Origin of the sequence: Amycolatopsis sp. NPDC051372 (assembly GCF_040682095.1) — a bacterium.
GTDB lineage: Bacteria > Actinomycetota > Actinomycetes > Mycobacteriales > Pseudonocardiaceae > Amycolatopsis.
Map to the genome: position 1 here is coordinate 35,219 of NZ_JBFBAF010000031.1, position 20,563 is coordinate 55,781.

The following is a 20,563-nucleotide window of genomic DNA, read 5'->3' on the forward strand; positions in this document are numbered from 1 at the left end:
CGAATCCAGTTGCAGGTCCCAGGCCACGCGGCAGTCGCCACTCAGCGGCCAATCCGGCCGCCATTCCCTGGTGAAGCGGCAGTCGCCGCTCGGTGGCGAATCGCGTTGCCGTTCCCAGGCGAAGCAGCAGCAGTCGCCGCTCAGTGGCAAATCCCGGTCGCCGTTCCCAGGCGAGCCGGCGGTCGCCTTTCAGCGGCGAATCATGTTGCCGCTCACGGCGAAACGGCAGCAGTCGCCATTCAGCGGCCAATCCCGGCTGCCGTTCCTAGGCGAGCCGGCAATCGCCATTGAGACGCGAATCGCGTTGCCCCTCGGAGGCGAAGCGACCGTCGCCGTTGAGGCAACGGCGGTTTCGCCCCTCAGCGGCGAGACCGTGGGGCCCGGCTTTCCGTCCGCGCTGCCCGGATGTCCAGGATCGACGCGGCGATCGACACCAGCACGGCGAGCAGCGCGACGTACCGGCCAACCCCCGGGTTGATCATCACGCCGGCGGTTTCCAGGAACGCCCGCTGGTCGCTGTCGAAGACCCAGTCCAGCGTCGTCCAGCCGATGACCATGAGCAGCAGCGCGGCGAGGCCCGCGACGAGCCACAGGTGCGGCAGGCCGCTGACCCGGACCTTCCTGACCTGTCCGAAGAACACCACCACGAGGCCGACCAGCACCAGCACCAGCGGCGGGAACCACGAGAAGAAGTCCGAGTGCCAGGCCGAGCGCACGACGTCATCGTGGGGCAGGGAGTTGAAGGCATCACGAACGTCGGCCGTCGCCGTGTCGGCGGTGAGGACCGTCCAGGGAAGAAACACCGCCACGAGCGCGAGCAGCCCGGCCCCCAGACCGAGCCACTCACGCCACGTAACGCGTTTGACGGAGAACGCCACTCAGGAACCGACGCGCTCGATGATGAGCTCGCGCACGCGCTTGGCGTCGGCCTGGCCCTTGGTGGCCTTCATGACCGCGCCGACAATCGCGCCCACCGCGGCGACCTTGCCGCCGCGGATCTTCTCCGCGACGTCCGGTTGTGAGGCCAGCGCCTCGTCCACGGCGGCGATCAGCGCGGAGTCGTCGGAAACGACCTTCAGCCCGCGCTTGTCCACCACCTCGCGCGGCGAACCCTCGCCGGCGAGCACGCCCTGCACGACCTCCTTGGCGAGCTTGTTCGTCAGCTCACCCGAGGACACGAGCGCGATCACCTCGGCCACCTGCACCGGCGTGATCGCCAGCTCGGCGAGCTCGACCTCGCGCGTGTTCGCCTCCTGCGCCAGCGTGTTGACCCACCAGCCGCGGGCTTCGTCCGGCTTCGCGCCGGCCTCGACCGTGGCCGCAACGAGGTCGACGGCGCCGACGTTCAGCAGGTCGCGCAACGCTTCGTCCGACAGGTTCCACTCGGTCTGGATCCGCTTTCGCCGCTCGGCCGGCATCTCCGGCAGCGTCTTGCGCAGCTCCTCGACCCAGTCGCGCGCGGGCGCGATCGGGACCAGGTCGGGCTCCGGGAAGTACCGGTAGTCCTCCGCGGTCTCCTTGGTGCGCCCGCCGGACGTGGTGCCGTCGGCCTCCTGGAAGTGCCGCGTCTCCTGCTTGATCGAGCCGCCGCCCGCGAGAATCGCCGCCTGGCGCGTCATCTCGTACCGCACGGCGCGCTCGACGCTGCGCAGCGAGTTGACGTTCTTCGTCTCTGTGCGTGTGCCGAACTCGGTGGCGTCCTTGTCCATCAGCGACACGTTCGCGTCGCAGCGAAGGGACCCCTGGTCCATGCGGACGTCGGACACGTCGAGCGCCCGCAGCAGGTCACGCAGCGCCGAGACGTACGCGCGCGCCACCTCCGGCGCCCTCTCGCCGGTGCCCTCGATCGGCTTCGTGACGATCTCGATCAGCGGCACGCCCGCGCGGTTGTAGTCCAGCAGCGAATAGTCCGCGCCGTGGATCCGGCCGGTCGCGCCGCCCATGTGCAGCGACTTGCCGGTGTCCTCCTCCATGTGCGCGCGCTCGATCTCCACGCGCACGACCTCGCCGTCGTCGAGCGTGACGTCGAGGTAGCCGTTGAAGGCGATCGGCTCGTCGTACTGCGAGGTCTGGAAGTTCTTCGGCTGGTCCGGGTAGAAGTAGTTCTTCCGCGCGAAGCGGCACCACTCGGCGATCTCGCAGTTGAGCGCCAGCCCGATGCGGATCGCGCCCTCCACGGCCTTGCCGTTCACCACGGGCAGCGCGCCGGGCAGGCCCAGGCACGTGGGGCACGTCTTCGTGTTCGGCTCGCCGCCGAACTCGTTGGCGCAGCCGCAGAACATCTTCGTCTTCGTGTTGAGCTCGACGTGGACCTCGAGCCCGAGCACCGGGTCGAAGCGCTCGATGACCTCGGCGTAGTCCATCAACTCGGCCACGGCAGTCACTTCGTTCCTCCCAGCTCCGGGACCTGGTGCACGAGCGACCCGCCGGCGGCGGCGTCGCGTGCGGCCTCGTAGGCGGCGCCGACGCGGTAGAGCCGGTCGTCGGCGAGCGCCGGGGCCATGATCTGCAGGCCGACCGGCAGGCCGTCCTCGTCGGACAGTCCACTCGGGACGCTCATGGCGGCGTTGCCCGCGAGGTTCGACGGGATGGTGCAGAGGTCGGCGAGGTACATCGCCATCGGGTCGTCCACGCGTTCGCCGATCTTGAACGCCGTGGTCGGCGTGGTCGGCGACACGAGCACGTCCACCTGCTCGAACGCGGAGGTGAAGTCCTGCGTGATGAGCGTGCGCACCTTCTGGGCCGAGCCGTAGTAGGCGTCGTAGTAGCCCGACGAAAGCGCGTACGTGCCCAGCATGATGCGGCGCTTCACCTCGGCGCCGAAGCCCTTTTCGCGCGTCAGCGACATGACTTCTTCGGCGCTGTGCGTGCCGTCGTCGGCCACGCGCAGGCCGTAGCGCATCGCGTCGAACCGCGCGAGGTTCGACGACGCCTCGCTCGGCGCGATCAGGTAGTACGCGGGCAGCGCGTAGACGAAGTGCGGGCACGAGACCTCGACCACTTCGGCGCCCAGCGCGCGCAGCTGCTCGACGGCGGCGTGGAACGACCGCAGCACGCCGGCCTGGTACCCGTCGCCGGCGAACTCCTTCACCACGCCGACGCGCACGCCCTTGAGGTCGCCAGTGGCCCCTTCGCGCGCCGCGGCGACGACCGGCGGGACCGGTGCGTCGATCGACGTCGAGTCCATCGGGTCGTAGCCGGCGATGAGCTCGTGCAGCAACGCGGCGTCGAGCACCGTGCGCGCGCACGGGCCGGCCTGGTCGAGCGACGACGAGAAGGCGACGAGGCCGTAGCGCGAAACCCCGCCATACGTCGGCTTCACGCCGACCGTGCCCGTGACGGCGCCCGGCTGGCGGATCGAGCCGCCCGTGTCCGTGCCGATGGCCAGCGCGGCCTCGAATGCCGCGATCGACGCCGACGAGCCACCGCCCGAACCGCCCGGGATGCGGGCGTGGTCCCAGGGGTTGTGCGTGGGGCCGAAGGCGGAGTTCTCCGTGGACGAACCCATGGCGAACTCGTCCATGTTCGTCTTGCCGAGGATGACGACGCCGGCTTCGCGCAGCCTGCGCGTAACCGTCGCGTCGTACGGAGGGATCCACCCCTCAAGCGTGCGCGAACCGCACGTGGTGGGGATGCCCTCGGTGGTCAGCACGTCCTTCAGCGCCAGCGGCACGCCCGCCAGCGACGACGCGGGCTGCTCCCCCGCGGCCAGCTTCTCGTCGACAGACTTGGCCGCGCCGAGCGCGCCTTCCGTGTCGACGTGCAGGAACGCGTGGACGTGGGCGTCGACCTCGGCGATCCGGTCCAGGTGCGCCTGGGTGACCTCGACCGCGGAGACCTCTCGCGCATGGATCTTCGCCGCCAGCTCGGCGGCGGTCAGCTTGACGAGTTCGCTCACTGTTCTTCTCCCAGAATCCGCGGCACCCGGAACCGGCCCTCCTCGGCGGCCGGCGCGCCGGCCAGTGCCTGCTGCTGCGTCAGGCAGGGGCGGATCTCGTCCTCGCGGAAGACGTTCGTCAGCGGCACGGAGTGCGAGGTCGGCGGGACGTCTGCCGCGGCGACCTGACTCACCTTCGCCACCGAGTCCAGGATCTGGTCGAGCTGGCCCGCGAAGACGTCCAGCTCGTCATCGGTGACGGCCAGCCTGGCCAGCTTGGCGAGGTGCGCGACCTCGTCTCGGGAAATGTTGGGCACGCGGGTGACTCCCGGGGTGTGCTGTGCGGGTGCGGTCGGAAGCTGCAAGTCTATGGTGGCGGCGCCGGACGGCTCGACCGGGTTATGGCCGGACCTGCTGCGACCCGGGGTGTCCCGTTCGCCGGACAGCGGTCCCCAAGCACTACCCGGTCTGTCACAATCGGCGCCCGGTTACCGCGTTCCGCGACAAGGCGGAACGCCTGAGGCGAGAGGGGCGTGTGGTGTCGTTCCTGCTGCGGGTCCAGCTTCCGGACTCCCCCGGCACCCTCGGCGCTGTCGCGACGGCGCTCGGCACCGTCGGCGCCGACATCCTCAGCGTCGACGTCGTGGAGCGCGGCGGCGGGGTCGCCATCGACGACCTCGTGGTTGAGCTCCCGTCCGGCCGGCTGCCGGACGCCCTCATCACCGCGGCCGAGAGCATCGAAGGCGTCGAGGTCGACGCCGTCCGGCCGTACGCCGGGATTCTGGACACCCACCGCGAGCTGGAGCTGGTCGAGGAGATCGCGGCCCAGCCGAAGACCGGGCTCGACCTGCTTGCCGAAGGTGTGCCGAAAATCATCCGCGCCGGTTGGGCCGTCGTCGTGGAACACCGGGAATCGGGCACGCGGCGGCTGGCTTCGTCGAGCGCGGCGCCGGAGAACCCGTTCACGGACCTGCCCTGGCTGCCGCTGGAGCGCGCTACCGTTCTCGACGGCGAAGAGGACTGGATCCCGGAGACGTGGAAGGAGTTGGGCACGGAGCTCGCGGCGACGCCACTGGGCAAGCCGGGCAAGGCTCTTCTCGTGGCCCGGCCCGGAGGCCCCAACTTCCGCGCCGCGGAGGTCGCTCGCCTGGCGCACTTCGCCGGCATCGTCGCCGTCGTCCTGGACGGCTGACGGGTCCCGTCTCGGGCGCTGAGCTGGGATTCGCCACAGAACGGCGATGCCTTGCGTCGGCGAGCCACGGTCCCCTCAGGGCGACTCTTCGGACCGTTCGACGGGGTCTTCGCTGACGGGCAATGACACCTCAGCCGAGAAGCGCCGACCAATCCACGCGCGAGCACGCCCGCCCGTCGGCGACACCGATCCGTGGTGTTGCCGACGGGCGGCAACACTCCAAGCCGGCAAACCACGGCCTCATGGCGCTCGGGCCGCTCGCCCGCCCAGCCGTCGCCGCCACGGATCGGCGACACCGATCCGTGGCGTTGCCGATGTGCGACGACAATCTAAGCTGGCGGGCTACGGCCTCCCGGCGCTCCGGCCGCTCGCCCAGCCGTCGCCGACGCGGGTCCGCTGCCGAGCACCGCAGCACCCCGCGGGCCAATGAGATCCGCCGCCACAATCAGGCCGGCAATCAAACCCTGCCCACGTCCGTCCGGGCACCCGATTCGCGCCTGGCCCAAACCGTCGCCCCTCAGCGGCAAAAGACCCTGACCAGCCGAAACAGTCTACAAATCGTACTCATACGCGATCAAGCTGATGTTCGGAAACGGCTTCCAATCCCGCTCCGGCAACCGCCGAAACCCTATGCGCTCGTACAGCCGATGAGCCGTCCGCATCCGATCGAGACTGCTCAACACGACCTTCCCCAACCCCAGCTCCCGCGCCCGTTCCAGCACCGCCCGCGTGAGCGCCTCGCCGATCCCACGCCCACGCGCGGAACCGGCGACGGCCAGCATCCGGAACTCCAGCTCACCCTCACGCGAGATCTCCGCGTACGACGTGCCCGGTCGCACCACCGCGACCGTCCCGAGAACCGCGTCGCCATCGACAGCCACCAGCAGCTCGGCGTGCTCCGCCCGGTGCGCGACGTCGCGCAGCTCGTTCTCGTACCCGACCTCGTCGGAGAGCAGGCCGTCCAGGCGGTACGCCTCGACCGTCAGCTCCCCCACCGCCGCGAGCTCCTCGGCCCGCGGCACCCTGATCTCGACGTCACCCATCGGAGGGCTCCTCGTCCGGCACAGCGGTGCCGGTATCCAGCGCCACCTCGGCGGCCGCGTCCGGACCCCGCTCCAGCAGCACGCGGAAGCCGCCCTCGTCCAGCACCGGCACCTTGAGCTGCACGGCCTTCTCGTACTTCGACCCCGGCGCCTCGCCCGCCACGACGAACGCCGTCTTCTTCGACACCGACCCAGCCGCCTTCCCGCCGCGGGCCATGATGGCCTCCTTGGCCTCGTCGCGGGAGAACCCCTCGAGCGAGCCCGTGACCACGATCGACAGCCCCTCGAGGTGACGCGGGATCGAGTCGTCGCGTTCCTCTTCCATCCGCACGCCGGCGCGTCGCCATTTTTCGACGATCTCCCGGTGCCAGTCGACCTCGAACCACTCCTGCACGGCGTGTGCGATGGTCGGCCCGACGCCGTCGACGTCGGCGAGCTCCTCCTCGCTCGCCTCCTCGACGCGCTCGATCGAGCCGAACTCGCGCGCCAGCGCCTGCGCCGCCGTGGGTCCGACGTGGCGGATCGACAGCGCGACGATCACCTTCCACAGGGGACGGTCCTTCGCCACGTCGAGGTTCGCCAGGAGCTTGCGCGCGTTGGCTGAGAGGTCCCCTGCCTTGGTGCGAAACAACTCCACCTCGGACAGCGCGTCCTCGCTGAGGTCGAACACGTCGCCCTCGTCGGCGACCACACGCGCGTCGAGCAGCGCGACAGCCGCCTCGTACCCGAGCACCTCGATGTCGAATGCGCCGCGACCGGCCAGGTGGAACAGCCGTTCCCGCAGCTGCGCGGGGCAGAAACGGGTGTTCGGGCAGCGGATGTCCTTGTCGCCTTCCTTCTGGTAGGCGAGTTCCGTGCCGCATTCCGGGCAGTGCGTGGGCATGACGAACTCGCGCTCGTCGCCCGTGCGCGCGTCGACGACCGGTCCCATCACCTCGGGGATGACGTCGCCCGCCTTGCGGATCACGATGCGGTCGCCGATCAGCACGCCCTTGCGCTTGACCTCTTCCGCGTTGTGCAGCGTCGCGCGCGCCACCGTCGAACCTGCGACCTTCACCGGCTCCGTGACGGCGAACGGCGTGACGCGCCCCGTGCGCCCGACGCCCACCTGGATGTCGAGCAACGTCGTGATCGCCTCTTCCGGCGCGTACTTGTAGGCGATCGCCCAGCGCGGCGCACGCGAAGTGGTGCCCAGCCGGCGTTGCAGCGCGACCTGGTCGACCTTGATCACGACGCCGTCGATCTCGTGCTCGGCGTCGTGCCGGTGCTCGCCCCAATACGCGATGTGGTCGGTGAGCTCCTTCGCCGTGTGCAGCACGCGAGTGTGCGGCGAAACCGGCAGTCCCCACGCCACGAGCGCGTCGTACGCGTGCGACTGTGTGACCGGCTCGAAGCCCTCGCGCTTGCCCAGGCCGTGGCAGATCAGCCGCAGCCGGCGTTCCTTGGTGATGCGCGGGTCCTTCTGCCGCAACGACCCCGCGGCTGTGTTGCGCGGGTTCGCGTACGGCGGCTTGCCCGCTTCGACCATCTTCGCGTTGAGCTCCAGAAAGTCCTCGACGCGGAAGAAGACCTCGCCGCGCACCTCGATGAGCTTCGGCACGGGGAACTCGTCGGTGCCGGTCAGCTCGTCGGGGACCTGCTCCAGCGTGCGGATGTTGAGCGTGACGTCTTCGCCCGTGCGGCCGTCGCCGCGGGTCAGGCCGCGCGTGAGCTTGCCGTCCTCGTAGAGGAGGTTGATGGCCAGGCCGTCGATCTTCAGCTCGGCCAGGTACTCCGTGGAGCCGATTTCCTTCTCGACGCGCTCCACCCAGGTGAGGAACTCGTCGGTGTCGAAGACGTTGTCCAGGCTCAGCATGCGTTCGAGGTGGTCGTACGCGGTGAACCCGGTGGAGAACGTGCCGCCGACGTTCTGCGTCGGCGAATCCGGCGTGACCAGCGCCGGGTACTCGTCCTCGAGCGCCTGCAGCTCGCCGAGGAGCGCGTCGAACTGCCCGTCGGAGACGATGGGCGAGTCCAGCACGTAGTAGCGGAACTGATGCCCGCGGACGTCCTCGGCGAGGGCGCCGTGGCGTTCGCGCACGTCGGCGGGCACGTCGGTGACGTCCTGGGCCGCCACTGCCGGTTCGGCGGGGGCGGCCACCTGGTCGTGGGGAAGGTCGCTGCTCACGGGTGGTAACCCTAGCCGGAGGTGCCGACAGTTTCGTCCTCTCGCCCGTTCAGACCCCGGACCAGGTCACGGAGCTCCAGGAGGCTGATCGTGCCCGCCGGTTCTGTCTCCGCTGTCTCGACGCGGCGTAGCCGTTCGGCGGCGACGCGCTCACCGAGGGTGGCGTCCAGAGGGAGGAAGGTCATGGTGGTGCGCGCAGCCGGCTCGAGGTCGGCCAGCGCGGGGTGGTAGACGGCCACATCGACCACGTCCTCGTCCACCTGCGCGACGACACGCACGTCGGCCAGCGAGATGCGGTGGTCGCCGAGGTTCACCGTGACCTCGGTCGGGTCAGGGACCGGCGGCACGGAGTCGTCGTGCTCCCAGATGGCGTCGTTCGGCGGGGCGGCGGCCTTCCAGGCGTCGGTGAACGGCCGCAGCTCCGGGTCCTCCTGGCCGGTGACCACGAGAGCGTAGATGGCCTGACGGCCGCGTTCGAGCGAGAAGTGCAGCCGCGGGTGCAGGGCCTCGACCAGCAAGCAGAGGTCGTGCTCGACGCGGTGCGGTTCGCGGTCGCCCAAGGCCGCGTTGACCACGGGGAGGAGCTCGAACCAGCCTTCCCAGAACTTCGCCGCGGCCGCCTCGACGTCGGACGGCACGAGCTGGGCCGGCCACGGCGTGCGCGGGTCGGGCGGCGCGGCTTTGGCGTCGGTGTCGGCGCGGGCAGCGCGGCGGCGGAACAGGCCCATGGAACATCCCCCGTTGTCGATCGTTGCCCGACACGCTACCGCGCGCTCACCACGCTTCGGGCGGCTCCACGAAGGCCTTGCCGAGTTCGCGGGTGAGGGCGAGCGCGCGGCGCATCCACTCGTTCGTCGCGCCGGCCATGCCGCAGGTCGGCGTCGGGACGGCGCGTTCGGCCAAGATCGACCGGTTGAAGCCGAGGCGGTCCACGAGCCTGAACGCGGGGTCGGCGACGTCCTTCAGCGTCGGGCGCGTACCGGGGTCCGTCGCCGGGACGAGGCCGAGGAACAGCGACGTGCCGCTGTCCCACGTTTCGCCGATCGCGTCCAGCATCTCCGCCGACGCCTTGCCGAGCAGCGTGACGTCGAACGCGATGGCGTCCGCGCCGGCGGCCCTGAGCAGCGCGAGCGGCGGCTTCGGCGCGCAACAGTGCACGACGACGGGCTGGTCCGTGATCGCCCGCACGCCCTCGATCATGGTCGACAGGAGCTCCCGCGCTTCCGGCTCGGGGACTGCTGCCACGTTGCCGTAGCCCGACGGCGTCGACAGGCTCCCGGCAAGCACCGCCGGCAACGACGGCTCGTCGATCTGCACGACGATCGGCGCCCCGATGCGCGCCTTCAGCTCGGCGACGTGCTGGGCGAGCCCGTCCAGCAGCGAGGAGGTGAAGTCCCGCAACGCACCGCGGTCGGTGAGCACCCGATGCCCGCGCGGCAGCTCGATGCCGGCACCGAGCGTCCACGGCCCGGCCACCTGTGTCTTGAACACCGGCGGCACGACGCCGGCTTTTTCACGCGCTTCCTGCACGGCGTCGAGGTCCCATTGCAGGAGGTCGCGCCCCCGCCGGTGATCGTGCCCGGGCCTCCCCGCGACGCGGTACCCGCTCGGCACCACCTCGACGGCCAGGTCCACGAGCAGCGCCGCGGTTCGACCGAGGATGTCGGCCCCCACCCCACGCCCCGGCAACTCGGGCAGGTGCGGGAAGTCGGGCAGCTCGCCGAAAACGACGGCGGCCGCCTCGGCCGGGTCCGCCCCGGGCATCGAGCCGATCGCGGTGGCCGCGCCGTCGGGCCAAGCTAGTTCAGTCACGGGCGAATTCTCGCTGAACCCACCCGCATGCCTCCCACCGCCCTCGCCGGGGTCACCCGAGTGAGCCGGACATTCGCCGCATATCCCTTTGCCAGCACCGAATTCGCGGAGACAGCGATACTCTGGATGGCCATGACGAGCTCCTCGCCACCACCGCCGGGCCGGCATCCCGACGAGGTGAGTCCCACCCGGCCGCGCCGGTGGGACGACGAGCCGCGCATCCCTGAACGCCGCTACCCGGGCCGCTCCTTCGGCGGGACCCTGTTCACCGAAGCTGTCCTCATCGTCAGCCGCCGCGCCGAGGTCGTCGAGACCACCGAGGAGTTCAGCGTCTTCGACCGCGACGGCACTCGCGTCGGCGGCGTGGCCGACGTCAGCCAAGGCTTCCTGCACAAGGCCGCGCGCCTGTTGCCGAAGTACGACCAGTACGTCAACCACAAGTTCGAAGTCCGCGACGCCAACCACAGCACCGTGCTGAAAGTGGCGAGACCGGCCAAGGACCTGCGCACGCGCTTCGTCGTCACCCGCGCCGACGAAACCCCGATCGGCGAAATCGTCCCCACCCGCACCCCGGGCGAGACCCGCTTCACCTTCGTCGTCGACGGCCGCACAGTGGGCCGCGTCGCCGCTTCCGGCCGGCAAGCGTGGGACGTAACCATCAAGAACCACGCCGACACCGACGTCGCCCGCGTCAGCCGCCCGCCATCCGGGCCCTCGCCGGTCGCCGGCGACACCTACCTCGTCGAAATCCCGCACCAACTGCCCGAACCCCTGGCCAGCATGGTCGTCGCCACGACGCTCACGATCGACACCGCCCTCACCCGCCAGACCTCCTGAGCACGTGACCGTTGTCTCAGGCCGCCCAGGTGGACACCACGCCGGTGACGGCCCAATGTGAGGCGAAAGGCCGGGACGTCGGAGTCCTGCCTGGACGGAGGTCGCCGTGGAGCCGTTGCCCGAAGACAGCAACCGGAACTGGACAGAACCCGGGGTCTACGAAGTGGCCGCCGGCGTCTACCGGATCCCGTTGCCGTTGCCGAACGACGCCCTCCGCGCGGTGAACGTCTACGCCGTCACCGACGGCACGACCCTCGCCCTCGTCGACTCCGGCTGGGCCCTCACCGAAGCGCGCCAGCTCCTGGCCGAGGCGCTGAAGGGCATCGGCGCCGAACTCGGTGATGTGCGTGAGTTCCTCGTCACTCACGTGCACCGCGACCACTACACCCAAGCCGTCGCCCTTCGGCGCGAATTCGGCAACAAGATCTCCTTGGGCCAGTTGGAGGAACCTTCACTGAAGGTCACCGCCGACCCGGACCAGCTCCCGATGCACGCCCAGATCGAGCTCCTCCGCCACTCCGGCGCCGACGAAGTCATCGCCGCTCTGGGGCGAATGTTCGCCGACGTCCCCCGCCGCACCGACCTCGACCTGTGGGAGGACCCGGACGAGTGGCTCACTCCTGGCCGCCGCCGGGTCCTGCCGAACCGCGAGCTCGAAGTGGTACACACCCCTGGCCACACCACCGGCCACGTCGTCTTCCTCGACGATGCCGCAGGCCTGTTGTTCTCAGGCGACCACGTCCTCCCCCACATCACGCCGTCGATCGGCTTCCAGCCGGTGCCGGCCGCGTTGCCGCTCAACGACTACCTCGACTCACTACGCCTGGTCCGCGCCCTGCCCGATCAGCGCATGCTGCCGGCGCACGGCCCGGTAGCGGACAGCGTGCACAAACGCATCGACGAGCTGCTCGAACACCACCGACAGCGCCTCGAGAAGATGGCCGCCCAGGTCGACGCCGGAGCCAGCACCGCGTTCGAGACCGCCAGCAGGCTGGGCTGGACCCGCCGTGGCCGCAAACTGCCCGAAATGGACGCGTTCAACCAGATGCTCGCCGTCCTCGAAACGGGTGCCCACCTCGACCTCCTGGTGTCGCAGAACAAGCTGACGGTCCAGCAGATCGACGGAGTTCGCCACTACCGGACGAACTGATCGGCAACCAGCGGCGACAGCTCAAACCACAACGGCCACGCTGGAATACTGATCACCATGCCCGGTATCACTGTGAGAAAAGCCCGCCGCGATGACGTCGAGGCCATCGTGCGCATGCTCGTCGACGACCAACTCGGCGCGACCAGGGACTCAGCCGACGACCTCGAGCCCTACCTTCGCGCGTTCGAAGCCATCGACGCCGACCCGCATCAGCTTCTGGTCGTGGCAACGTCGAACGACGAACCCGTGGCGACGCTGCAACTGACGATCATCCCCGGCCTCGCGCGTCAGGGCGCCCTGCGCGGGCAGATAGAAGCGGTGCGGGTTCGGAGCGACCATCGAGGCGCCGGGCTCGGTGCAGACCTCATCCAATGGGCGATCGACGAGGCCCGCCGGCGCGGATGCGCCTTGGTGCAACTCACCTCCGACACCTCCCGGACCGCAGCGCATCGGTTCTACGAACGACTCGGTTTCGCGGCCAGCCACACCGGTTTCAAGCTGCACCTCTGACCCCTTCCTCCTGCTGTCCATTCAGCACAGGTTGCCCTGGCCGCCGCAGCACCCGACGACTGCACGTTGCCACGAATTCCCTGTGACGCCAAGAAAAGTGCGCGAACGGCCCGTTCGTGCCGTTTTGATGACCACGCACCAGCCGATGCGTATCGTCGCCGCCATGACCAAATCGAAGTCGGCGAACGCAGCCGCCGGCGATTCCAACAACACCCCCGAAACCGCCGACCTCGACTTCCTTCTCCGTGCCATGCAAGCAAATCTCGAGATTTTCGAGCGCTTGCAGACAGGGCAGCTCATGCAGGTGGCCAAGGACGCGGGTCACCAGATCGCCCGACTTCAAGCGCTTCAACTCCACTGTCTCGCCGGACTGCGCACACGAAGATCGGACGCCCGAGAACTGGCCTCTGAAGTGGCGTTGACTTTGCACCTCACAGACAACCGGGCCGGCGCCATGGTTTCCGCGGCCGAGGCCCTGACGAACCGACTCCCTCGGACCTTTCGTCTGATGGACAGCGGGTTCGTCGACCTGTATCGCGCCATGAAGGTCACCGAGGGCACCGTGTGGCTGTCCGATCACCACGCCCGGATCGTCGACACCCTGCTCGAAGACCGCCTGTCCGACAAGAACCCCACGCAGATCCGCAAAGCCACCGCATACGCCGCGATGAAGACCGACCCCGAAGGAGCGGCGAACCGCGTCACGCAACGGCGCGCTGAACGCCGGACCGTCCTGCACCACCAGTGCGAGGGCATCTCGCAGCTCTCCATCGACAACGCACCCACGGAGAAGGCTACTGCCGCTTATCTCCGTATCGACAAAATCGCCCGGGCTCTCAAGACAAGCGACGAGAAGCGGACGCTCGACCAGCTGCGCGCGGACGTCGCGCTCGACCTCCTGCTGACAGACAAGGGTGGCGTCGCCGAACAGGCCGAGGTCTACCTGTACGTCGACCTCCAGACCTACCTGGGGCTTAACGACGACCCAGCTGAGCTCGCCGGGCACGGCCACGTTCCGGCCGAGGTCGCCCGGCATATCGCGACCGGTCCCGACACGACCCTGCGGCGGATCATCACCGACCCGCTCACCGGGCAGGTGATCGAAGTCGGCAAGTTCCGTTACCGGCCGAGCCTCGACGTCGAGGAGTTCGTGCGGGTCCGGGACCGCGAGTGCCGTCAGCCCGGTTGCCCGCGCCCCGCGCACAACTGCCTGACCGAACCGACACCGACGAAGGCCGGGTCGGCAACCGACGCTGACGGAACGCTGAGCTACTGCATCCGCCACAGGCGCCTCAAGAATCGCGCCGATTGGAAATATCAGGTCCTCGACGACGGAAAGCTCGTCATCACGACGCCGACCGGCCAAAAGGTCGAGAGCGTCCCGCCGCCGCTGCATGAACCGGACCGCCAAGTCGAGCACCCTGTGGAGACGCGCAAGGGAGCCTAAGCGACGAGGTCAGCGCGTACTGGAAATCTTCGCGCTGCCGAGGACGAGATCGCCGGCACCGGCGTCCGGCCGGTACAAGACCACGACCTGCCCCGGAGCAACTCCCCGAAGCGACTCGCGTAGCTGGACGCTGACGCGTTCGCCGTCGGCCTCGGCCACGGCTTCGGCGATGCCACCGTGCGCACGAACCTGCACGACGCATTCGGTCGGACCGTCGAGCGCGCGACCACTCGGCCAGATCGCCCGGTCGGCCTCGATCACGTCAACGCCAAGGCCGGTCGACGACCCGACCTTCACCGTGCCCGAAATAGGCTCGAGCGAAAGCACGTACCGGGGTCGCCCGTCAGTGGCCGGCGCGTCGATGCCGAGGCCCTTGCGCTGGCCGACGGTGAACCCGTGCACGCCCGTGTGCTGTCCGAGAACGGCTCCCGTCTCCGCATCGACCAGCTGCCCCGGTCGCTGCCCCAGCCGGTTCTCGAGGAACTGCTTGGTGTCACCGTCGGGGATGAAGCAGATGTCGTGGCTGTCCGGCTTGTGAGCCACTGAAAGGCCACGCTGCTCCGCCTCGGCGCGGACGTCCGACTTCCACGAGTCGCCCAGCGGGAACATCGCGTGACTGAGCTGTTCGGGCGTAAGGGAAGCCAGCACGTATGACTGGTCCTTGCCCTCGTCGGCGCTCCGGCGAAGCTCGAGCTCGCCATCAACCGTCGCGAGGCGCGCATAGTGGCCGGTGGCCACGGCATCGAAGCCGAGCGCCATTGCCTTGTCCAGCAACGCCTCGAACTTGATCTTCTCGTTGCAAGTCACGCACGGGTTGGGAGTTCGGCCGGCCGCGTACTCGCCGACGAACGTCTCGACGACCTCTTCGGTGAAGCGCTCGGCGAAATCCCAGATGTAGAAGGGAATCCCGAGGATGTCGGCTGCGCGGCGGGCGTCGTGCGAGTCCTCGATGGTGCAGCAGCCGCGCGAACCCGTCCGCAGCGTGCCTGGTTTCGCGGACAGCGCCAGGTGCACGCCGACGACATCGTGACCGGCGTCAACCGCCCGCGCCGCGGCGACGGCCGAGTCGACTCCTCCGCTCATTGCAGCCAGTACCCGCATCGCTTACACCTCTTGCTTCTGGGTCTGCTTGCGCATGCCGACGAGTCCCGCCTGCCGCGCCCGGGCGACGACCCCGCCGATCTCCCGCGCGAGCGCGGTCACGTCATCCAGTGTCGACGTGTGGCCCAGCGAAAAGCGCAGCGAGCCGCGGGCGGCCGCGGCGTCAGCGCCCATCGCCAGCAACACGTGGCTCGGCTGGGCGACACCCGCGGTGCAGGCCGAGCCGGTGGAGCATTCGATTCCCTTGGCGTCCAGCAGCATCAGCAGGCTGTCGCCGGCACAGCCGGGGAAGGTGAAGTGGGCGTGGCCCGGCAGGCGCTCGCCGCGTCCGCCGTTGAGGATCGCGTCGGGGATCTCGCGCTGGACGGCCGCGATGAGTTCGTCACGGAGCTTCTCGACGCGCGCCGCGTATTCGGCGCGGCTCTCCGCTGCCACGCGAACCGCGGTGGCGAAGCTGACGATGGCCGGGACATCGAGGGTCCCGGAGCGAACACTGCGTTCCTGGCCGCCACCGTGGAGAACCGGGGTGCACTCGGTGTCGCGGCCGAGGAGGAGAGCGCCTACGCCGTATGGGCCACCGAGCTTGTGGCCCGTCAAGGTGAGGGCGGAGGCGCCGCTGGCGGCGAAGTCGACCGGGACGGCGCCGACGGCCTGAACGGCGTCGGTGTGCAGCGGGATGTCGTGCTCGGCGCAAATGGCGGCGAGCTCGGCGATCGGGTTGATGCTGCCGACCTCGTTGTTGGCCCACATCACCGTTGCGAGCGCGACGGTCTCCGGCGACGACTCGATAGCGGCGCGCAAGGTGGCCGGCGAGACGCGGCCCTGGTCGTCGACCTCAAGCCAGGTTATTTCGGCGCCGCACTGGGACTCGAGCCATTCGACGGTGTCGAGGACGGCGTGGTGCTCCACGACGCTGCACAGGATGCGGCGGCGACCGGGGTCAGCGCTCTGGCGAGCCCAGTAGATGCCCTTGACAGCGAGGTTGTCACTCTCCGTGCCGCCGCCGGTGAAGATCACCTCGGAAGGCCGGGCGCCCAGGGCTTCGGCGATGATCTCGCGGGATTCCTCCACGACGCGGCGTGCACGGCGTCCCGAAGAGTGCAGCGCGGAGGCGTTGCCCACGGTGGACAAAGCCTCAGTCATCGCCGCTACGGCTTCGGGCAGCATCGGGGTGGTCGCCGCATGGTCGAGATAGGTCATCGCCACATCAGGGTAGTCCGCTTCAGCCCGTGACGAAGTCCACCCTGGGCGCGAAAGTGGCCTGTCACACCTTCTGCGGCCATCGACTGGTCACACGAACCCCCAGCAAAGCGAGCAGAACGAGGGCCGCGACCAGGATCGCCATCGCCGGAGACGGGTGGACGGCCGAGGCTACGACGGCCAGCAGGACGCCGCCGAGGCCGATGAGCAGAGCCGAGCCGACCCAGTCCGCCAACTGCATGGCGGAGGTGTTGAAGCCGCGTTCGCCCTCCGGGGAGTAGCGGAGCAGGAGGACGGAGATCGCGGGCATGGCGACGCCCATGCCCGCGCCGCCGACGGCGCAGATCACGAAGGCCAGCCATGCGGGGCACCAGGGCTGCGCGACGAAACCGAAGCCCACCAAAGCCACGGCGACCAGGGCGAAGCCGATGCGGAGCGTCGCCTCGCGGGACCAGTCGAGGAACCTTCCCTGCAGTCCGGAGGCGGCCGACCAGCCGAGGGCGGTGATCGTCAACGGCAGGCCGGCCAGGGCGGGGCCGTAGCCGTGGACGGCGCTCATCATGAGGGGCAGGTAGGCCTCCATTCCGGCGTAGGCGCCGGAAAGCAGGGCGCGGGAGGCGACGACGGTGGGCAGGCCGGGGCGGAACGTCAGAGTGCCCGTGGGGAGCAGCTTGCGAAGTGCCAAACCGAGAGCCACGAGGCCGATGGCGCCATAGCCGAGGGCGAGAGGCGACGGGTGCTGACCCGCCCACGTCAAGGCGGCGACCCCGAGCGCGGCGACGACCGCCGGGACGACGCCGGCGCGGCGGGCCTCCGCGGCCGGGACGTGGTCGGGCAAGCCTCGGACGACGACGACCAGCAGCGCGACACCGATCGCGACCAGCGGCACCAGGCCGAGGAACACCCAGCGCCACCCGATGCTGACGGTGATCAGGCCGGCGACCGAAGGGCCGACCACCGCGGGCAGAACCCACGCGGCGGCGTTCGCGGCGTAGATGACGGGGCGTTCGCGGTCGGTGAACGTCAGCGCGATGAGAAGGGACACCGCGACCAGTAGGAATCCCGACCCGAGACCCTGGAGGGCGCGGCCGGCCAAGAGCACCGGCATGGACCTCGCGGTGCCGGCCACCACCAGGCCCACGGCGAACAGCGCCGGCCCGGCCAGGAGTGCGGGCGCCGGGCCGCGGCGGTCGCCCATGCGGCCGGACAGCACGGTCGCGCCGACGCTGGCGATCAGGAACGTCGTGAACGGCCACGAGTACAGCGCGAGGCCGTGCAGCTCGGCGACGAGCGTGGGCATGGCCGTGGCGACGCCCATGCTTTCGAAGGCCACCAACGTGACCACGAGCAACAAGCCGATCGTCGTGAGCCGGTGCTCGCGGCTCCACAGCACGCTTCTTCGGGGCTGGGGCTGGGCGTCGAGGATCCGGCTCATGATCGCCAGACTGCAACCTCCAGCCGTGTGGAGGTCAAGTCGATTTCACGCGGTCCGGTGCACCGCGACCGGATCGAGCCTCAGGTCACGAGCGAGCGCGGCGGCCTCGCCGCGGGAGCTGACCTCGAGCTTCTCGAGGAGGTTGCGCACGTGGAACTTCACTGTGTGCTCGCTGAGCTGCAGCTGCGCGGCGATCTGACGGTTGCGCAGCCCCTGCGAAATGCCCGACAGGACTTCGACCTCCCGCGCGTTGAGCCTGTCGAGCGGGCGCAGCTCGGGCGTTTCGACGGTGTCCAGCGGGAGCGCGGCGGTGATCGTCGCGCCCCAGCCGGGGACGGCGTCGACCTCCCAGCTGCCGCCGAGGGGCGTGATGCGTTCGGTCAAGCCGGGGTCGAGGACGACGTCGGGGATGTCGGGGGCGTCGTCGCGGACGGTGATGCGGAGGGCGGCGCCGTCGAGGCGCCAGGAAGCGCGGATGCGGGTCGTGCCCGGGCGGTCGAGGGCGGCGATGACGAGGCCACGCGTGACGGTGCGCGCCGTGTGGGCGATGTCCTGCCGCAGCTGGCGGTCGTCGGTGGGGGCCACGAGGTCGACGGCGACGTCGGCGTGGCCGACCACCGGCGAAAGCTGGTCGGCGAGCACGCCGAACGCGGCGCGAGCGGACTCCGCGGACAGCGCCTGGTCACGGTCTGCCACAGCTCGCAGTTCGAGGAGCGCGCGTGCGGCCAAGTCGGTCGCCGTCTGGCGCGCGGCGGCGTCGCCGAGCCGGCCCGAGCGCAGGACGGCCAGGAGCGCGACGAGCGTGGCTGCGTGCGTCTGGCCCAGGTCGGTGACGGTCTGGGCGCGCGCGCCCAGACCGTCACCGAGGTTGCTGGCGAGAACGTCGGGACCGGGGTCGACGGCGCGTTGACCGGCGTCGGTGCTGGTCAGGTGCCAGAGGCGGGCCGCGAGTCCCAACGCCTCGACGGACGGCTCGGCGTCGGAAGGCACCAGGGCGATCACCGCGCCGTTGCCGATGGCGGGGCGAGAGGTGAGCAGGATCAGGCGACGTTCGGTGCCGGCGAGCACACCGTCCAGGACCACGGCCTCGCCCGGGATGGCCCGCTCGGCGAGGTGGTCCAGTTCCGCGCTGGTCACGGCGCCGGTGATGGACGTGTCGCCGGTGACCTTGAACGGGCTGCGCGGGCAGTCGCCCGTCTGCATCGCGGCCGCGCGGTGCGGCAGCACGGCGCCGAGCTCCTGCGAGAAGCGCGGCAGCATCTCGGGCCGCGGCGCGGAGATGACGCGCACGGCGACGTCGAGCACGTGGGCCGGGTTCGTCCAGGAGGCGTCCATGTGTCCACGGTAGGCGTATACGAAGGGACCGGTCCTGCTCTTCCGGATAGTGAACGCTGCTCGTCCGAGCGGTTCGGATCGCGACGCGGGACAGTTGACTCGAAGCAGGACGAACGACCGTCCTGAATCGAAGGAGAGTACGAGGAACCATGCGAGCCATCACCTTCGCCGCGTACGGCGGCCCGGACGTCCTGCAGCTCAGCGACGTCCCGCTGCCCGAACCCGGCCCCGGACAGGTCCGTGTCGCCGTGCGGCGCGCGGGTGTGAACCCCATCGACTGGAAGATTCGCAGCGGCGCCATGTCCGAGGCCGCGGCACCGAAGGGCCCGCAGATCCCGGGCGCCGAGCTGGCCGGCGTCGTGGACGCGGTGGGCGACGGCGCGGCCTTCGCTGTCGGCGACGAGGTCTTCGGCTGGGCCGTGACCGGCTCATACGCCGAGTACGCGCTGGCGACGACCGTTGCGCACAAGCCGGCGAGCCTGTCGTGGGACGACGCCGTGGCGTTGCCCGTGGCCGGCGAAACGGCGCTACGGGTGTTGCGTTTGCTGGCCGTGAAGGCCGGTGACCTGCTGCTGATCCACGGTGCGAGTGGCACCGTCGGGCGCTTCGCGACGCAGGCGGCCGTCGCGCTCGGTGCCACCGTGATCGGCACGGCGGGGCAACGCAGCTTCGACGACGTGAAGTCACTGGGCGCCATCCCCGTCCTCTACGGCGACGGCTGGCCCGAGCGCGTCCGCGCGGCGGCGGACCGGCCGGTGGACGCGGTGCTCGACGCGTCGGGTCATGGCGTGCTGCCGGATTCCGTCGAGTTGCTCGGGTCGAAGGAGCGGGTGGTGACCATCGCGGACGGGGCGGCGTTCGAGCTGGGGCTGCCGTTCTCGGCCGGCACCGCGGACGACGCGACTCCCGAGGTGCTGGCGGAGATCCTCGAGTTCGTGGAACGCGGGCTGCAGATCGCGCAGGGGAGGAGCTACCCGTTGGAGGAGGCCGCGGCTGCGCAGCAGGAGAGCCAGGAGGGGCATCCGGGAGGGAAGATCACGATCGCCGTGTCGTGACGGTTCGACGGGGTTCGGCCTTTCTCGGCCGGCCCCGTCGAATTTTGGGCGGGACGAGGTCGGCCCGATCGTGTGGTGCTGTCGATCGTCGGGCCGTGGCCGTGGGAAGATTGGCTGGTCAGAGAGTTTTGCCTCTGAGTGGCAACGGGTGTGGACGCCGACTTGGAATGTCGTGCCGAGTCTTGTCTGTCGAGGGCGAAGCGCTGCGCCCGGGGGCGTCGGGCCCAGAGCAGTTTGTGGCATTGCCGATGAGTGGCCACGGCGGTTCACGGATATCGCCGGTCAGCGGCGACAGCCGATTCGCGGACATCGCCGTCGACTGGTGACAGCTGTTGGCGAACGTCGCCGCTGAGTGGCGACAGCAGTTCGCAGTCGTTGCCATTCGGTGGCGACGGCAGTTCG

The 20,563-nt window shown here is 69.9% G+C and carries 18 protein-coding genes; 6 read left to right on the forward strand and 12 right to left on the reverse strand.

What is annotated here, in order from left to right:
* Positions 1-359: 359 nt before the first annotated feature.
* From AB0M56_RS37335 to gatC, 4 genes are read right to left on the reverse strand one after another with little or no spacing between them, the layout of a single operon-like run.
* Entirely contained in the window at positions 360-878 is a 519-nt protein-coding gene (locus tag AB0M56_RS37335; RefSeq protein ID WP_364185158.1) for a hypothetical protein, read from the reverse strand.
* A complete protein-coding gene (gene gatB, locus AB0M56_RS37340; RefSeq protein ID WP_364185160.1) occupies positions 879-2,384 on the reverse strand; it encodes an Asp-tRNA(Asn)/Glu-tRNA(Gln) amidotransferase subunit GatB in 1,506 nt (501 codons plus the stop codon). It lies immediately after the preceding gene.
* Positions 2,381-3,898, reverse strand: a complete 1,518-nt coding sequence (gatA, locus tag AB0M56_RS37345; RefSeq protein WP_364185162.1) for an Asp-tRNA(Asn)/Glu-tRNA(Gln) amidotransferase subunit GatA — start codon at positions 3,896-3,898, stop codon at positions 2,381-2,383. The genes gatB and gatA overlap by 4 nt, the downstream gene beginning before the upstream one ends.
* Entirely contained in the window at positions 3,895-4,194 is a 300-nt protein-coding gene (gene gatC / locus AB0M56_RS37350) for an Asp-tRNA(Asn)/Glu-tRNA(Gln) amidotransferase subunit GatC (RefSeq protein ID WP_220237599.1), read from the reverse strand. Before gatC ends, gatA begins: the two co-directional genes overlap by 4 nt.
* 221 nt (positions 4,195-4,415) lie before the next feature.
* Here gatC and AB0M56_RS37355 point away from each other — a divergent pair, with 221 nt between their 5' ends.
* Positions 4,416-5,069: an amino acid-binding protein gene (locus AB0M56_RS37355; protein WP_220237598.1), complete on the forward strand. Its 654-nt coding sequence runs from the start codon at positions 4,416-4,418 to the stop codon at positions 5,067-5,069.
* A 551-nt stretch (positions 5,070-5,620) separates the two neighbouring features.
* On the opposite strand, the gene AB0M56_RS37360 is transcribed toward AB0M56_RS37355, so the two are convergent.
* From AB0M56_RS37360 to AB0M56_RS37375, 4 genes are read right to left on the reverse strand one after another with little or no spacing between them, the layout of a single operon-like run.
* Positions 5,621-6,112 (reverse strand): GNAT family N-acetyltransferase, encoded by a 492-nt coding sequence (locus AB0M56_RS37360; RefSeq protein WP_364185164.1) that lies wholly within the window; start codon positions 6,110-6,112, stop codon positions 5,621-5,623.
* Positions 6,105-8,279: an NAD-dependent DNA ligase LigA gene (gene ligA / locus AB0M56_RS37365; RefSeq protein ID WP_364185166.1), complete on the reverse strand. Its 2,175-nt coding sequence runs from the start codon at positions 8,277-8,279 to the stop codon at positions 6,105-6,107. Before ligA ends, AB0M56_RS37360 begins: the two co-directional genes overlap by 8 nt.
* A gap of 11 nt (positions 8,280-8,290) precedes the next feature.
* The gene (locus AB0M56_RS37370) at positions 8,291-9,007 is read right to left on the reverse strand and encodes a hypothetical protein (protein ID WP_364185168.1); all 717 of its coding nucleotides are present in this window, start codon (positions 9,005-9,007) and stop codon (positions 8,291-8,293) included.
* A gap of 46 nt (positions 9,008-9,053) precedes the next feature.
* The gene (locus tag AB0M56_RS37375; RefSeq protein WP_364185170.1) at positions 9,054-10,091 is read right to left on the reverse strand and encodes a methionine synthase; all 1,038 of its coding nucleotides are present in this window, start codon (positions 10,089-10,091) and stop codon (positions 9,054-9,056) included.
* 132 nt (positions 10,092-10,223) lie between these two features.
* Between AB0M56_RS37375 and AB0M56_RS37380 the strand changes: the two genes are divergently transcribed.
* From AB0M56_RS37380 to AB0M56_RS37395, 4 genes are all read left to right on the forward strand, one after another.
* Positions 10,224-10,928: a scramblase gene (locus AB0M56_RS37380; RefSeq protein WP_364185172.1), complete on the forward strand. Its 705-nt coding sequence runs from the start codon at positions 10,224-10,226 to the stop codon at positions 10,926-10,928.
* A gap of 106 nt (positions 10,929-11,034) precedes the next feature.
* A complete protein-coding gene (locus AB0M56_RS37385) occupies positions 11,035-12,078 on the forward strand; it encodes an MBL fold metallo-hydrolase (RefSeq protein WP_364185174.1) in 1,044 nt (347 codons plus the stop codon).
* Between the two features lie 57 nt (positions 12,079-12,135).
* Positions 12,136-12,588: a GNAT family N-acetyltransferase gene (locus AB0M56_RS37390; protein ID WP_364185176.1), complete on the forward strand. Its 453-nt coding sequence runs from the start codon at positions 12,136-12,138 to the stop codon at positions 12,586-12,588.
* Positions 12,589-12,751: 163 nt separating this feature from the next.
* Positions 12,752-14,035: a DUF222 domain-containing protein gene (locus AB0M56_RS37395; protein ID WP_364185178.1), complete on the forward strand. Its 1,284-nt coding sequence runs from the start codon at positions 12,752-12,754 to the stop codon at positions 14,033-14,035.
* Positions 14,036-14,044: 9 nt separating this feature from the next.
* Here AB0M56_RS37395 and mnmA read toward each other — a convergent pair whose 3' ends face one another.
* The 4 genes from mnmA to AB0M56_RS37415 form a co-directional block, all read right to left on the reverse strand.
* Complete coding sequence (gene mnmA, locus AB0M56_RS37400; protein ID WP_364185180.1) at positions 14,045-15,136, reverse strand: tRNA 2-thiouridine(34) synthase MnmA; 1,092 nt, start codon at positions 15,134-15,136, stop codon at positions 14,045-14,047.
* Positions 15,137-15,139: 3 nt separating this feature from the next.
* Positions 15,140-16,336 carry a cysteine desulfurase family protein gene (locus AB0M56_RS37405; protein ID WP_364185182.1) on the reverse strand — a complete coding sequence of 399 codons (1,197 nt, stop codon included), beginning with the start codon at positions 16,334-16,336 and terminating at the stop codon, positions 15,140-15,142.
* A gap of 64 nt (positions 16,337-16,400) precedes the next feature.
* A complete protein-coding gene (locus AB0M56_RS37410) occupies positions 16,401-17,771 on the reverse strand; it encodes an MFS transporter (RefSeq protein ID WP_364185184.1) in 1,371 nt (456 codons plus the stop codon).
* Between the two features lie 45 nt (positions 17,772-17,816).
* Positions 17,817-19,106, reverse strand: coding sequence for a LuxR C-terminal-related transcriptional regulator (locus AB0M56_RS37415; RefSeq protein ID WP_364185186.1), 1,290 nt, complete (start codon positions 19,104-19,106; stop codon positions 17,817-17,819).
* 149 nt (positions 19,107-19,255) lie between these two features.
* On the opposite strand from AB0M56_RS37415, the gene AB0M56_RS37420 reads away from it, so the two are divergent.
* Entirely contained in the window at positions 19,256-20,161 is a 906-nt protein-coding gene (locus tag AB0M56_RS37420; RefSeq protein ID WP_364185188.1) for an NADP-dependent oxidoreductase, read from the forward strand.
* The last annotated feature ends 402 nt before the right edge of the window (positions 20,162-20,563 follow it).

Coding starts and splice junctions, on each gene's coding strand:
- AB0M56_RS37380 (WP_364185172.1), top strand. CDS start 10,224: ATGACGAGCTCCTCGCCACCACCGCCGGGCCGGCATCCCGACGAGGTG.
- AB0M56_RS37415 (WP_364185186.1), bottom strand. CDS start 19,106: ATGGACGCCTCCTGGACGAACCCGGCCCACGTGCTCGACGTCGCCGTG.
- AB0M56_RS37370 (WP_364185168.1), bottom strand. CDS start 9,007: ATGGGCCTGTTCCGCCGCCGCGCTGCCCGCGCCGACACCGACGCCAAA.
- AB0M56_RS37410 (WP_364185184.1), bottom strand. CDS start 17,771: ATGAGCCGGATCCTCGACGCCCAGCCCCAGCCCCGAAGAAGCGTGCTG.
- AB0M56_RS37395 (WP_364185178.1), top strand. CDS start 12,752: ATGACCAAATCGAAGTCGGCGAACGCAGCCGCCGGCGATTCCAACAAC.
- mnmA (WP_364185180.1), bottom strand. CDS start 15,136: ATGCGGGTACTGGCTGCAATGAGCGGAGGAGTCGACTCGGCCGTCGCC.
- AB0M56_RS37405 (WP_364185182.1), bottom strand. CDS start 16,336: ATGACCTATCTCGACCATGCGGCGACCACCCCGATGCTGCCCGAAGCC.
- AB0M56_RS37390 (WP_364185176.1), top strand. CDS start 12,136: ATGCCCGGTATCACTGTGAGAAAAGCCCGCCGCGATGACGTCGAGGCC.
- AB0M56_RS37360 (WP_364185164.1), bottom strand. CDS start 6,112: ATGGGTGACGTCGAGATCAGGGTGCCGCGGGCCGAGGAGCTCGCGGCG.
- AB0M56_RS37420 (WP_364185188.1), top strand. CDS start 19,256: ATGCGAGCCATCACCTTCGCCGCGTACGGCGGCCCGGACGTCCTGCAG.